The sequence below is a fragment of the Lysobacter yananisis genome (genome assembly GCF_031199375.1).
GTDB classification, from domain to species: Bacteria; Pseudomonadota; Gammaproteobacteria; order Xanthomonadales; family Xanthomonadaceae; genus Lysobacter; species Lysobacter yananisis.
Map to the genome: position 1 here is coordinate 4,144,615 of NZ_CP133568.1, position 13,139 is coordinate 4,157,753.

Below are 13,139 nucleotides of genomic sequence, written 5' to 3' on the forward strand. Positions count from 1 at the left end.
CTAGGCCAGTTCGAACGCCGCGGCGGCGTCGAACTTTTCTTTGAGGAAGCGCTCGCTCAGCAGCAGCGATTCGGCGTCGCCGGCGAAGGCTTCGCGCGAGATGCGCTGCAGCGACTGGTCGAGCAGGTCCAGTTGCTGCGACAGCGTCTGCGCCGCGGTGCGGCCGTCCTTGAGCGGCTGGGTGCGGGCGAACACCGGCGGCAGCTTGAGGTAGCCGCCGAGCATATCGGGCAGGTAGCGGCGCAGGCTTTCCTGCACCGCGAACGCGGCCGACGCCGACAACGCGCCGGAGCCGCGCAGTTCGTGCAGCCGCGGCAGCAGTTCGCCGAGGGTCTGCTGGATGTTGCGCAGGCTCGCCAGCGCCTCGGCCGGCACCCGCTTGGCGACTTCGCCGACCAGGCGGTCGAGGTGTTCGATCAGCGCCTCCACCGGCAACTCGGCTTCGGCCACGCGCTCGCCGAGCCGGTCGCGCGGCCACGCCAGCGCGCCGACGCCGTACAGCCCGAGCACGATCAGCGGCCAGCCGGTCGCGATCACCCCGGCGAACAGCAGGCCCAGCCCGACCAGGCCGAGCGCGCAGCCGGCGATGTTGCGGTTGCTGTAGAGGTACAGGCGCAGGCGCTGGCCCAGCGTCGGCGTCGTCGGCGGCGGCGCGACCGGCAGGTTCATCACTGGTATCCGCGGATGTCCTTGAACACCAGAGTCAGCGACTTGCTCTTGGCGTCGAAGACCTGGCCGCCGGTGGCCTGCGCGAGCGATTTCATCTCCTCCGGGTCGGCGTCGCCGAACAGGATCGGGAACACCCGGATCGAGCGCAGCGCCTCGTCCTGGGCGGCGTACCAGCCCAGGAACGCGCGCAGGTCGCTGCCTTCGGTGTTCTCGCCGTCGCTCATCAGCACCACGGTGTAGTAGCGCGGCTCGCTCGCGGCGCGCTTTTCCGCGGCCAGTTCGGTCAGTGCCTGGCGCACGCTGTCGAAGATCGCGGTGCCGCCGCCGGGCCGCATCGGCGCGATCTCGGCGCGGATCGCCCGCAAGGCGGCGGCGTTGCCGGCGGCGTCGCGGCCCATGTCGAACAGGCGGGTGCGCTCGGGCTGGCTGGAGAAGGTCAGCACGCCGATGCGCTCGCGGTTCTGGAAGCGCGCGTAGCGGTCGGTCAGCGAGGCGGCGTTGCCGCCGGCGAGGGTGTCCATTGCCGCCTTCATCGCTTCGATGCGGCCGTCGTTGCCCATCGAGCCGGACAGGTCGAGCACGTAGCGCGAGCTGGCCGGGATGCGCACGTCGGCGAGGAAACCCTGCAGCAGGCTGTCGATCACCTGCGGCTGGCCCGGGAACGGCAGTTCGATCAGGGTGCGCTGGGCGATGCTGGGCGCCGCCTGCGCTTCGGGATTGACCGGACGGCGCAGCGTGGTTTGCGACAAACGCGTCTGGAACGCGGGCGAACGCAGGAACGCGACCAGCTTGTCGTAGTCGGCGCGCTTGCCGGCCTCGAGCAGCATCAGTGGATAGTCGGCGGTGACGATGCCTTCCTTGGGATACACCAAGGCCAGCGGCTCGCCGAGGCGGCCGTCGCGATTGAGGCTCAGCAGCACCGATTCGTAGTTGATCAGGCCGTCGACCTTGCTTTGCTCGCGCGCGTAGGTCTCGGCCAGCCAGCCCGAGGAGCCGGCGGTCATGCGCTGGCCCTGGAAGAATGCCTTGAGCGCGGGATTTGCGACGTCGGCCTCGGTCAGCGCGTCGGGGTTCGCGGCCAGCGCGGAGGCGATGCCGATCAGCGCGGTGAAGCCGGTGTTGCTCGAGGTCGGGTTGGTCATGCCGAAGCTGAAGCGGCCCGCGCGCGAGGCTTCGGCGATGTCCTTCCAGGTCGGGTCGGTCTTGTCCCAGCCCAGTTCGCGCGCCTTGGACGTCTTCACCCCCAGCACCACCGGCGACAGCATGATTTTTTCCTGCGCGAGCAATCGCTGCTTGAGCGCGGGATTCATCGCCAGGTACTTGCCGTGGCTGACCCAGACCGCGTCGAATTTTTCGCCCGCAGCAAGGCGGTCGATGGCGTCCAGGGTGCCGGCGTAGGTGAAGCGCAGACGCACGCCGGTAGCCTGGGCGATCTCGTCGCCGAGCTGGATGTCGACGTCCTTGAGCTCGGAGCCGGCGAGCACGGTGAAGGCCGCGCCGTCGTCGCCGCGCGCGGCACGGCCGTCGTCGGCGCGGCTGCCGGCGGAGCCGTTGCCGCCGCCGCAGGCGGCGAGCAGCAGCGCGGCGAGGACGGGCAGGGCGCGGCGCAGGAATCGGGTCATCGGTGGGCCTTCCTGTGGCGGGGTGGTTGCGGAAGTTCGAAGCGGGGGAACACGAGCCGCCGAATCTCCCATCCCGTCGTTCCGGCGAACGCCGGAATCCATTTTGATGTCGCTCTTGTCCGTGCTTGCGATGAGAGAAGCAACGGCAAGATCAAAATGGGTTCCGGCGTTCGCCGGAATGACGGGGTGGGGGTGGCGCGGGTTCATCGGGGTAGGGCGGGCCGCGGCCGGGGTTACAGCGCCACCGGTCCGGCCGGCGCGGCGATGCTCTGCCGCACCGCCGCCACCGCCTCGCGCTCGCGGTTCATGCGCGCCTCGCCCTTGGCGATCAGGCCGCGCAACTGTTCGATGTTGGTGCCCATCGCGCCGATCGCCTTGCTGCGGAATTCGTCCATGCGGTCGAGCGCGGCGAAGGTGGTGTCGAAGGCGTTCTGCAGGGTCTGCACGCCGATCAGCGGGTTGCTCTGGAACTCGGCGACGCGGTCGACGTGCTGGCCGAACTGGGTCGAGGTCGAGGCGATCAGGCCCTCGATCGCGCGCGAGGACGACTTCAGCGCGTCCATCACCTGCAACTGGTAGCCCTGCGCGCGCGCCAGGGTCGCGGCGATCGACAGGCTGGACATGCCGATGGTGGCCATGCGGTCGCAGCCGTTGCGCAGCTCGCGCCCGGTCTTGCGCAGGCCTTCGAGCATCTTGTAGCCGTTGATGCAGACCAGGATCTGGGTCTTGATGTCGACGCTGGCCTGGCGCACGTAGAACAGCACTTCCTGCTCGACCGCCTTGGCCCGCGCCGGGTCGCTGGCCTTGAGCGGGTCCAGCGCCGCGGTGAGCTTGCCGTCGAGTTGCTCGGCGAACACGTCGGCGGCCTTGAGCCGGGTCAGCGCTTCCAGCAGCTTCTGCATGGTCGCGTACAGCGCCTGATCGTCGCGCGCCAGTTCGTCCTGCACGCCGTAGAGGCTGTCGATGGTCTTGCGGATCGAGTCGCCGGCCGAGTCGAAGCGCTGCAGATAGGCGCGCAGCTTGTTGCCGAACGGAATCAGCCCGAGCAGCTTGTGCGCGGCCAGCAGATCGCCTTCCTTGGACGGATTGAGGTCCTCGAACAGGATGCGCATCTCGCTCATGACCTTGAACGCCGGGCTGTCGGCGTCGGCGACGAAGTTGCGGTCGAGGAACTTGTTGGTCAGCAAGGTGCTGTCGCCGATCTCCTTGCGGCCCAGGCGGAACGCGCTGTCCACCCGGCCGCGGAAGTCCTCCGAGTGCGGATCCAGCGCGAGCAGGTCGGCGATGAACTGGTTGGCCTGGCTCAGCACCTGGGTGCGGGTTTCGTCCTTGAACGGGATCATCGCCGCGGCCTGATCGGGCTCGGCGACGGTTAGCGCCGGCTCGGGCATGTCCAGGGTCAGCGGGGCGACGGGTTCGGCGAGGAGGGTGGTCGTGCCCGGGGCTTGGGTCGTGCTCATGGCGTCGTTCCTTCAGTGGCCCAGCCGCGATTCGATGCGGCCGATCATGCGTTCGAGGAGGTCGTAGGTCGGCGGATCGACCACATCGACCAGTTGCTGCGGCATGTCGATGCCGCGCTTGCCGGCGTCGGCGAACAACGCCGCGTTGTCGGGCCCGCGCAGGCCGTAGCGCGCGGCGATCGCGCGCACCTTGGGATTGCGCTCGAAGGCCTCGGCGAAGCGCGCGCCCTTGTCGTTGAGGGCGACCAGGGTGTGCTTGGTCAGCACGGTCGGCTGCGGATACAGCAGGACCATGTCCGGGTCCACGCGCGGGTGCTTGAACGCGTACTCCAGGAACTGCTGTTCGTAGATCATCACCAGCGGCGACTTGCCCATTTTCATGGTGACGTAGTCTTCGAACGGCCCCGACGAGCTCGATTCCTGGTAGCCCTGCTTGGAGAACAGGTGCACCAGCCGGTCGGCGACCTGATCGGCCGCGGTTTCGCTGGCGACCACGTCGTCGCCGTTGGCCAGGTAGCTGGTCAGGGCCAGGTACATCGCCGCCGAATTGCTGGTGCGCACATCGGTGCTGGTGATCAGCACCGATTTGCCGACCGCGTAGTTCGGGTTGGGCTGCAGGTCCTTCCAGCGCGCGCCGCTCTCCATCAGCGCCACCAGCTTGCGCATGTCGACGATGAAGTAGGCGTCGCCGCGCTTGCCGACGATGCCGTTGGCTTCCAGCGTCGGCAGCAGCGGCTTCCAGCTGGCCACCGTCATCGGCGTGTAGAAGCCGTTGTAGATGCGGCGCGAACCGGTGGCGTCGGCGATCTTGCGCGCCGCGGCGGTGCCGGCGGGGTAGGCGGCGTCGAAGCTCTTGAGGTCCGGGCGGGTGGCGATCTCGCGCGAACCGGCCTTCTGCACGTCGAGCACGATGTTGTCGGCGAGCAGGACCTGGGCCAGCTCGGGATCGCGCAGGAACTCGAGCTTCTCCGAACCGGTGAGCACGCGCACGTTGACCCGCGCGGCGGCGTCGGCCTGCTGTTTGCGCGTTTCGGCGGCGGCGCGGTCGTCGGCGCGCTTGCCGTTGAAGGACATCACGATGCCGGCGACGACGCCGAGCAGCAACACCGCCGCGATCGCGGGGCCGAGGATCTTCCTCATTGGCGAACCTCCTTATTCGCTGCCAGCGTATGGGCTATGTATGACCTATGTTTGACAGTCGGGGGCGGGGGCGGGGGCGGGGGTTGGGGGTTGGGGCCGGTCGACACCCTGGCCGGCATCGCGCCGGTTTTGCGTCAAGATGGCTTTCCCGCGATCGAGGTGCGCATGTTTCCCGCCGACGCCGCCGAAGCCCTGGACTTGATCCGTTCCCTCGGCGCGCCCGCGCGCCTGCAACGCCATGTCGAACTGGTCGGCGAGGCGGGCGAGGCGTTGTTGGCCGTGCTGCGCGAGCAGGGCGTCGTCGTGGACGAGACCTTCGTGCGCGTCGGCATCGTGCTGCACGACGCCGGCAAGATCCGGCATCCGGCCGAACTGCAGGGGCCCGGCAGCGAACACGAGCCGGCCGGCGAAGCGATGCTGCTGGCGGCCGGAGTCGCGCCGGAACTGGCCCGGGTCTGCCGTTCGCATGCGCGCTGGGCGGCGATGGATTGCCGGTTACAGGAGCTCGCCGTCGCCCTGGCCGACAAGCTGTGGAAGGGCGCGCGCCGCGGCGAACTGGAAGAGCGCTTCATCGATGCGGCCGCGGCGGCAGGCGCGACGGATCGTTGGGCCTTGTTCGTGGCCCTGGACTCGGCATTCGAGCGCATCGCTGCCGGGGGGCCCACGCGACTGGCGCGCAGCACGCTGTGACATTCGTCGGTGGCCGGCCGGCGAGGGCGCCTGTACCCTGACGGCACACGCGACCGACCGCGCCGACGTTGCCCGCAACGCCGGCGCATCGGCGTTTTCCTCCCAGCGCAGGGTCCACCGCATGAGCGTTCTCGTCACCGGCAGCGCCGGCCACCTCGGCGAAGGCCTGATGCGCCTGCTGCGCGCGCAGGGGCGCGCGGCGCGCGGCCTCGACCTCAAGCCGTCGGCGTTCACCGACTTCGCCGGTTCCATCGCCGATCCCGATTTCGTCGCCGAGGCCATGCATGGCGTGGACGCGGTGATCCACGCCGCGACCCTGCACAAGCCGCATGTGGCGACCCACCGTTATCAGGATTTCGTCGACACCAACATCACCGGCACGCTGAACCTGCTGCAGGCCGCGCACGAACGCGGCGTGCGTTCGTTCGTGTTCACCAGCACCACCAGCGCGTTCGGCGCGGCGCTGACGCCGGCGCCGGGCGAGCCGGCGGCCTGGATCGACGAGGGCGTGGCGCCGATCCCGAAGAACATCTACGGCACCACCAAGATCGCCGCCGAGGGCCTGTGCGAGCTGTTCCACCGCCGCCACCGGTTGCCGGTGCTGGTGCTGCGCACCTCGCGCTTCTTCCCCGAGGACGACGACGACGCGGCGCGCCGCGCCGAGTACGACACCGCCAACAGCCAGGCCAACGAACTGCTGTACCGACGCGCCGACATCGACGATGTCGCCCAGGCCCACCTGTGCGCGATCGAACGCGCGCCGGCGCTCGGCTTCGGCCGCTACATCGTCTCGGCGACCACGCCGTTCCGGCGCGAGCACCTGGCCGAACTCAGCGTCGATGCGGCAGCGGTGGTGCGGCGGCTGTTCCCGCGCTGCGGCGAACTGTACGCGGCCAAGGGCTGGAACCTGTTCCCGCGGCTGGACCGGGTCTACGTCAACGACGCCGCGCGCCGCGACCTGGGCTGGGAGCCGCGCTATGGTTTCGACTACGTGCTCGATTGCCTGCAGCGCGGTCTGGATTTCCGCAGCGCGCTGGCGCACGAAGTCGGGGTCAAGGGCTATCACGCGCAGCGTTTCGAGGACATGCCGTATCCGGTGGCGTGAACCTGCGGCGGCGCGCGCCGCGGCCGGTTAGGGCATCGCGACGGCCCGGGCGTCGCCGCGGGCGGCGAGGCCGCGGCTGGCTACAATGCCCGGGCGCGCCGCCGTTCCGCGGCGACGCAGCCGCCGATGCCAGGGAGCGCCGCCATGTCCGAGTCCGCACACCGTCCGCCCGCCGCGCGAGCGCGCGCATGAGCGCGACCGCGCTGATCTGCCTGGGCGCCAGCGACGGCCCGCGCGCTGAGAATCTGCTCGAAGCCGGCGCGCAGTTGCTGGCCGAACCCGGCACGTCGTTGGCGGCGGTGTCCGGGCTGTACGGCGATCGCCACTACCTGCACACCGGCGACGCCACCTTGAACCTGGTGCTGGCGCTGGACTGGCGCGACCCGCCGCAGCCGCAGGCGCTGGAGCGCCGCTTCAAGCGCATCGAAGCCGGCTTCGGCCGCCAGCGCGATCCGCGCCGGCGCATGCCGGTGCCGCTGGACATCGACCTGCTCGGCGCGCTCGACGCCGATGGCCCGCGCTGGCAACCGCGCTACGATCCCGGCCGCGGCTATCTGTTCCACGGCCTGAGCCAGTTGCCGCTGGCGCCGCTGCAGGCCGCGCTGGACGCGCTGCAGCGCCAGCGCGGTTTCCGCGGCGAAGACAACGCGCACGGCTTCTACGCCTATGCCGGCGTCGGTTTCGTGCGCCGCTACCTGCTAGAACGCGCCGCGCAGTTGCGCGACGCCGGGCAACGGGAGGCCGGCTGATGACGGGAGGCCAGCAGATGAATCAGGCGCACACCACCACCTTGGTCACCGGCGCCTCGCGCCGGATCGGCCGCGCCCTGGCGCAGGCTTGCCTGGCGCGCGGCGAGCGCGTGGTCGCGCACCGGCGCAGCGCCGACGCGGTGCCGGAGCCGCTCGCCGCGCCGGTGGACGCGTGGTGCTGGGACATGCTGCAGCCGCTGGATTCGCTGCCGGCGCAGGACATCGACCATCTGATCCTCAGCGCCTCGCTGTTCGAGCGCGGCCACGCCTGGAACGCGCTGTCGGCCGACGGCGGCGCCGCCAGCGCCAGCGCCGAGGAACGCGAGCGCTTCGCCCGCCACTTGCAGGTCAACCTGCTGGCGCCGTGGGAACTGGCGGTGCGGCTCAACGCGCGGCGGCCGCTGCGCTCGGTGACGATGCTGCTCGACACCTACCTGGACCGTTCGTTCCCGGGCCATGCCGCTTATCAAGTCAGCCGCGCCGCCGGCGCCGGCCTGGTGCGCGCGCTGGCCGCCGAACTGGCGCCGTGCCGGGTCAACGCGGTCGCGCCGGGCACGGTGCTGCCGTCGGTGCGCGATCCGGCCCAGCGCGCCGAACAGGAAGACGCGATCAAAGCGCGCACCCTGCTCGGGCGCATCGGCGCGGTCGATGACGTGGTCGACGCGGCGATGTACCTGCGCGACGCGGCTTATGTCACCGGCGAAATCCTGCGCGTCGACGGCGGCCGCTTCAAACTCTGAAAACCTGCGGCTCTATGTAGGAGCGGTGCGAGCCGCGACCGCGACAACGCGGCTGTCGCGCAAGCTTCGGCGCAGTTGTGTTGTCGCGGTCGCGGCTCGCGCCGCTCCTACAGCGAGCCCACCGACTTTCGATCCAACTCCCGCGCCACCGTCCCGAACCAAGGAAGAGCATGAAGATCATCCAGGGCGATCTGCTGCAACTCGCCGCCGACGGCCGTTTCGACGTGATCGTGCAAGGCTGCAACTGCCAGTGCCGGATGGGCCGCGGCATCGCGTTGAGCATCCGCGAACGCTTCCCGGCCGCGTGGGAAGCCGACCGGCGCACCGTGCCGGCCGATCGCGGCAAGCTCGGCACGTACAGCCAGGCGCAGGTCGAAGAGAACGGCCATCGCTTCGTCGTGGTCAACGCCTACACCCAGTTCCATTGGCAGGGCGAGGGCGTGCTCGCCGACTACGAGGCCATCGGCCGGGCGATGCGCGCGATCGCGCGCGAGTTCCATGGCAAGCGGATCGGCTACCCGCTGCTCGGCGCCGGGCTGGCGCGCGGCGACTGGAGCGTCATCGCGCCGATCATCGAGGAGGCGCTGGCGGGTGAGGACCACACCTTGGTCGAGTTCACCGGTTGAAGTCGCGTGGCGGCCGGATCGAAGAGCGTCGGGCCTGAAGGCCCTCCCACAACAGCGGGCTCGGCCTGGGAGGGTCTTCAGGCCCGATGCTTTTCCCTCGGATCGCGACGATCCCCGCGGTGCGGCGCACCGCGGGATTCATGCGACAGCGCAAGCCGCTTGCGGTCGGGCCGGTTCAAGCCTGCGCCGCCAACTCCGCCATGTGCTGGGCGATGCGTTGCCGCGCCGCCGCGGCGTTGTCGCGCGCGCGCTCCCAGGAGGCGCGCGCGGCGCCCTGGGCCTGTTCCCAGCTCAAGGCCGAACCCAGGCGGATGCGCTGGTAGCGCCCGCGCAGGTCCAGCCCCGGGTCGTCGAAATCGCGGCCGGGGTGTTCGAGTTGCACGGAGATGCCGACGTAGAACGCCGGTGCGTAGTCGCTGAAATGCAGTCCTTCGCGATAGAACTCCGCCTCGCGATAGTGGCTGGCCCAATAGCTCAGCCCGGGCGTGGTCGGAGTGGGGCGGCCTTGCAGGGTGGTCGTCATCGCTCTGGCTCCGCTTCGGGAACCCCCTGTGCGGGCAAAGCTAGCCCACGACGGCGTTAGTTGTCCGTTACGAATGATTCGCGTTGCGTGAATTGTGAATGGGGCAGCGATTTGCTGCACGCAACCGCCCGGCGGGGACAACTCCGGCAGGCGACGGAGCGCGCACAGACGGGCCGGCCGGTCGTTACCGGCCCTGCGCCGCGGTCCCCGCGGTATACGCGCCGACCCGGCCCCGGGCCGCGGCCGGAAATCGCCGGAACCGGGTGAGAACAAGCGCGATTAGCGATCGCGCGCACCCTTGGACGCTGCCGGCGGGCCCCGGTCGCACGCCGCCGCCAACGCCGTGCGCGGCGCCGCCGCGGGCGATGCCGGTGGGCGCGCACGGCCGAACGGATCGCCGCACATGCGTTCGGGCCGGCCGCGTTTGCGCGGCGCATATTGCGCCGCGCCGGGCCAAGGCTCAGGGTATGCAGCATCGCCGCGCGCGGCGCGGCGCCGCACCCACGCCGCGTCCGCGCGGCGTCGCTACGGATCCCGATGGAGCGTGCGTGACGGCAACCGATCCCAGCGCCTACGAAGCGGGCCGCGCCAGCGAACACCTGCGCTTCGTCGGCCGCATCTACCGCATGCGCAGCCTCGGCCTGGGGGTCGGCTTCTTCGCCGTCGCCGGCGTGCTCTACGAACAGGGCGCGGCGTGGTGGACCTGGGCGGCGCTGTTCGGCAACGGCTTCGTGTGGCCGTCGGCGGCGTACCTGATCGCCTCGCGCAGCCGCGATCCCGAATACGCCGAGTACCGCAACCTGCTGCTCGACTCGGCCGTGGGCGGGGTGTGGATCGCGGTCATGCAGTTCAACGTGGTGCCCAGCGCGCTGCTGGCGGTGATGCTCTCGGCCGACAAGATCGGCGTCGGCGGCTGGCGCTTCCTGCTGCGCACCGCCGCGGCCCAGGCCCTGGCCTGCGCGCTGGCCTGGGCCGCGCTCGGCTTCGGCTTCGCTCCGCACAGCTCGATGACGGTGATCCTGGCCTGCCTGCCTTTCATGTTCGTCTACCCGATGGCGATCAGCAGCGCCGCCTACGGCCTGGCGCGCAAGGTGGTGCGGCAGAACCGCCAGCTCGCCCACCTCAGCCGCACCGACCCGCTGACCGGGCTGCAGAACCGCCTGCACTGGGACGACTCGGCGACCGCGACCATGACCCACTGCGCGCGCAGCAACAAGCGCGCGGCGCTGGTGGTGATCGACGTGGACCGGTTCAAGGAGATCAACGATTACCACGGCCACCAGGTCGGCGACGCGGTGCTGCGCCGGATCGCCGACGTGCTGCACCGCGCCGCGCGCATGACCGACACCGCCAGCCGCATCGGTGGCGACGAGTTCGCCCTGATCGTGATGGACATCGACAGCGCCGGCGCCCGCGCGATCGCCGAGCGCCTGCGCTGCGCGGTCGAGGACGCGCGCTTCGACGAGGCGCCGGAGCTGCGCTGCACGGTCAGCATCGGCGTGGCCGCGACCGGCGCCAGGACCCTGACCGCGACGATGTGGATGCGCCATGCCGACGCGGCGTTGTACCGTGCCAAGCAAAACGGCCGCAATGCGGTGGTGGAGGCGGCGGAATGAGCATCGACGATAACGACCGAACCACGCGCGCGCCGCCGGGACCGCGCGACGGCGGCGTGGACGAGGACTGGACCTCGTGGGCGCCGGCGGGCGGCTGGGACGGCTACGCCGACGAGCCCGCGGTGTTGGACGCGGTCCTGGACGGCGTGTCCGAAGCCGCGGGCCTGTGGCACAACATGAGTTTCCCGTCGCTGTCGGTCTGGGAATGGTGCGCCGACGGCAGCGCGATCGCGATCGTGTATCGCGACGACCGCATCGCCGGGCTGCAGACCAACGGCGGCGGCGCGCTCGAACACTTCCTCGCCGCGACCGTGGCGTTCGGTTTGATCGCGCGGGCGCCGGCCGGCGATTGAGCCGCCGGCCGGCGCCCGCGCCGCGCCAACCGGGCGGCCGGTATTTGCCAGCGCGCGACGCCGCTCTCTAGAATCCCAGCACCGCCGGCCGTCGCCGCGCCGGCACTGGGTCCCCCTACCAAGGCGAGGCATGGCACAGCACGACAACAGCATCGCGCACGCGCGCATCGGCGTGATCGGCCTGGGCTACGTCGGCCTGCCGCTGGCGCTGGAATTCGGCAAGCGCTACGACACCGTCGGCTACGACATCGACCCGGTGCGCGTGGCCCAGCTCAGCACCGGCGAGGACCGCCACCACGAGCACGGCGCCGACGAGATCCGCGCCGCCGCGCGCCTGCGCTTCAGCGCCGCGCTGGAAGACCTGGACGACCGCGACGTGTTCGTGGTGACCGTGCCCACGCCGGTGGACGAGCACAAGCGGCCCGACTTCACCCCGCTGATCCTCGCCAGCCGCGCGCTCGGCGGCGTGCTCAAGGCCGGCGGCACCGTGATCTACGAATCCACCGTCTATCCCGGCGCGACCGAAGAGATCTGCATCCCCGAGCTGGAACGCGTCTCGGGCCTGCGCTGCAACGTCGATTTCTTCGTCGGCTACAGCCCCGAGCGGATCAACCCGGGCGACCGCCAGCGCCGCCTGGTCGACATCCCCAAGGTCACCTCCGGCTCCAGTCCCGCCGCCGCGGAGCGGGTCGACGCGCTCTACCGCAGCATCATTCCCGCCGGCACCCACCGCGCGTCCAGCCTGCGCGTGGCCGAGGCCTCGAAGGTCATCGAGAACACCCAGCGCGACGCCAACATCGCCCTGGTCAACGAGTTCGCGCTGATCTTCCAGCGCCTGGGCATCGACACCACCGAAGTGCTGGAAGCGGCCGGGACCAAGTGGAACTTCCTGCCGTTCCGCCCGGGCCTGGTCGGCGGCCACTGCATCGGCGTGGACCCGTACTACCTGATCCAGAAGGCGCAGAGCGCGGGCTACTACCCCGACATCCTGCTGGCGTGCCGGCGCATCAACGACGCCATGGGCGGCTTCGTCGCGGCGGAGGTGATCAAGCGCATGATCCAGCGCGGCGTCGCCATCGCCGGCTCGCGCATCCTCATCCTCGGCCTGACCTTCAAGGAAAACTGCGCCGACCTGCGCAACACCCGGGTGATCGACCTGGCGCGCGAGTTCGGCGAGTACCGCGCGCGGGTGGAGATCTGCGACCCCTGGGCCAACGCCGAGGAAGCGCGGCGCGAGTACGGCCTGGACATGGTCGAGGCCCCCGAGCGCGGCGCCTACGACGCGGTCGTGATCGCGGTCGCGCACGAACAGTTCCGCACCCTCGGCGCCGCCGGTGCGCGCGCCTACGGCAAGCCCGGCGCCTTGCTGTACGACATCAAGAGCCTGTACCCGCGCGAAGACGTCGACGCGCGGTTGTAGTGGCGGGGTCTGCAGGCCCGACGCTTTTCGATCCGATCGCCGCGCAGCTTCTGAAAGGAAAGCGTCGGGGCTGAAGCCCCTCCCACAAAGGCGGCGCCACCGAGCCTCACGGCGAAGCGATGCGTTCTCGTGGGAGGGCCTTCAGGCCCGACGCTTTTCGATCCGCTCGCTGCGCAGCTTCTGAAAGGAAAGCGTCGGGGCTGAAGCCCCTCCCACAAAGGCGGCGCCACCGAACCTCAATGCGAAGCGATGCGTTCGTGGGAGGGCCTTCAGGCCCGACGCTTTTCGATCCGATCGCCGCGCAACGCTGGAAACGAAAGCATCGGGGCTGAAGCCCCTCCCACGACAGCACCCAGCCTCGCAGGGCAGCGATCCGCCCGCGCCCGTACAGACCTTGCACGCGGCCGCGGGTATGCTCGACCCCAG

General features: G+C 70.4%; 13 protein-coding genes and 3 pseudogenes. 9 read left to right on the top strand and 7 right to left on the bottom strand.

Going from position 1 to position 13,139, the window contains the following annotated elements:
* The 4 genes from RDV84_RS17385 to RDV84_RS17400 all read right to left on the bottom strand — a co-directional run bounded on the left by RDV84_RS17385 (position 1) and on the right by RDV84_RS17400 (position 4,891).
* Positions 1 to 669, bottom strand: a complete 669-nt coding sequence (locus RDV84_RS17385; RefSeq protein WP_250449848.1) for a hypothetical protein — start codon at positions 667 to 669, stop codon at positions 1 to 3.
* Entirely contained in the window at positions 669 to 2,291 is a 1,623-nt protein-coding gene (locus tag RDV84_RS17390) for a substrate-binding and vWA domain-containing protein (protein WP_309151048.1), read from the bottom strand. Before RDV84_RS17390 ends, RDV84_RS17385 begins: the two co-directional genes overlap by 1 nt.
* 233 nt (positions 2,292 to 2,524) lie before the next feature.
* The gene (locus RDV84_RS17395; RefSeq protein ID WP_309151049.1) at positions 2,525 to 3,751 is read right to left on the bottom strand and encodes a toxic anion resistance protein; all 1,227 of its coding nucleotides are present in this window, start codon (positions 3,749 to 3,751) and stop codon (positions 2,525 to 2,527) included.
* A gap of 12 nt (positions 3,752 to 3,763) precedes the next feature.
* Positions 3,764 to 4,891: a hypothetical protein gene (locus tag RDV84_RS17400; RefSeq protein WP_309151050.1), complete on the bottom strand. Its 1,128-nt coding sequence runs from the start codon at positions 4,889 to 4,891 to the stop codon at positions 3,764 to 3,766.
* 165 nt (positions 4,892 to 5,056) lie between these two features.
* Here RDV84_RS17400 and RDV84_RS17405 point away from each other — a divergent pair, with 165 nt between their 5' ends.
* The 5 genes from RDV84_RS17405 (at position 5,057) to RDV84_RS17425 (ending at position 8,801) form a co-directional block, all read left to right on the top strand.
* The gene (locus RDV84_RS17405) at positions 5,057 to 5,581 is read left to right on the top strand and encodes an HD domain-containing protein (protein ID WP_309151051.1); all 525 of its coding nucleotides are present in this window, start codon (positions 5,057 to 5,059) and stop codon (positions 5,579 to 5,581) included.
* A gap of 121 nt (positions 5,582 to 5,702) precedes the next feature.
* Entirely contained in the window at positions 5,703 to 6,686 is a 984-nt protein-coding gene (locus RDV84_RS17410) for an NAD-dependent epimerase/dehydratase family protein (RefSeq protein ID WP_309151052.1), read from the top strand.
* A gap of 188 nt (positions 6,687 to 6,874) precedes the next feature.
* Complete coding sequence (locus RDV84_RS17415; RefSeq protein WP_309151053.1) at positions 6,875 to 7,435, top strand: 2-amino-4-hydroxy-6-hydroxymethyldihydropteridine diphosphokinase; 561 nt, start codon at positions 6,875 to 6,877, stop codon at positions 7,433 to 7,435.
* 17 nt (positions 7,436 to 7,452) lie between these two features.
* Positions 7,453 to 8,175, top strand: a complete 723-nt coding sequence (locus tag RDV84_RS17420; protein WP_309151054.1) for an SDR family oxidoreductase — start codon at positions 7,453 to 7,455, stop codon at positions 8,173 to 8,175.
* A gap of 170 nt (positions 8,176 to 8,345) precedes the next feature.
* Positions 8,346 to 8,801 (top strand): macro domain-containing protein, encoded by a 456-nt coding sequence (locus RDV84_RS17425; protein ID WP_078995838.1) that lies wholly within the window; start codon positions 8,346 to 8,348, stop codon positions 8,799 to 8,801.
* A 175-nt stretch (positions 8,802 to 8,976) separates the two neighbouring features.
* Here the strand turns inward: RDV84_RS17425 and RDV84_RS17430 are convergent, their stop codons facing one another.
* A complete protein-coding gene (locus RDV84_RS17430; RefSeq protein WP_057947976.1) occupies positions 8,977 to 9,324 on the bottom strand; it encodes a hypothetical protein in 348 nt (115 codons plus the stop codon).
* A 548-nt stretch (positions 9,325 to 9,872) separates the two neighbouring features.
* Here RDV84_RS17430 and RDV84_RS17435 point away from each other — a divergent pair.
* The 3 genes from RDV84_RS17435 to RDV84_RS17445 all read left to right on the top strand — a co-directional run bounded on the left by RDV84_RS17435 (position 9,873) and on the right by RDV84_RS17445 (position 12,713).
* On the top strand, positions 9,873 to 10,940 hold the full coding sequence (locus RDV84_RS17435; protein ID WP_309151055.1) for a diguanylate cyclase: 1,068 nt from the start codon (positions 9,873 to 9,875) through the stop codon (positions 10,938 to 10,940).
* Positions 10,937 to 11,293: a hypothetical protein gene (locus tag RDV84_RS17440; RefSeq protein WP_309151056.1), complete on the top strand. Its 357-nt coding sequence runs from the start codon at positions 10,937 to 10,939 to the stop codon at positions 11,291 to 11,293. Before RDV84_RS17435 ends, RDV84_RS17440 begins: the two co-directional genes overlap by 4 nt.
* A 130-nt stretch (positions 11,294 to 11,423) precedes the next feature.
* Complete coding sequence (locus RDV84_RS17445; RefSeq protein WP_057947974.1) at positions 11,424 to 12,713, top strand: nucleotide sugar dehydrogenase; 1,290 nt, start codon at positions 11,424 to 11,426, stop codon at positions 12,711 to 12,713.
* Here the strand turns inward: RDV84_RS17445 and RDV84_RS26770 are convergent.
* Positions 12,638 to 12,895, bottom strand: a pseudogene (locus RDV84_RS26770) (DUF6053 domain-containing protein); the annotation flags it as partial. The gene RDV84_RS17445 and the pseudogene RDV84_RS26770 sit on opposite strands and share 76 nt — an antisense overlap.
* Between RDV84_RS26770 and RDV84_RS27385 the strand changes: the two are divergent.
* A pseudogene (locus RDV84_RS27385) lies at positions 12,833 to 13,027 on the top strand (DUF6053 domain-containing protein); the annotation flags it as partial. The pseudogenes RDV84_RS26770 and RDV84_RS27385 overlap by 63 nt on opposite strands.
* On the opposite strand, the pseudogene RDV84_RS27390 reads toward RDV84_RS27385, so the two are convergent.
* Positions 12,964 to 13,113 (bottom strand): annotated as a pseudogene (locus tag RDV84_RS27390) (DUF6053 domain-containing protein); the annotation flags it as partial. The pseudogenes RDV84_RS27385 and RDV84_RS27390 overlap by 64 nt on opposite strands.
* Between the last annotated feature and the right edge of the window lie 26 nt (positions 13,114 to 13,139).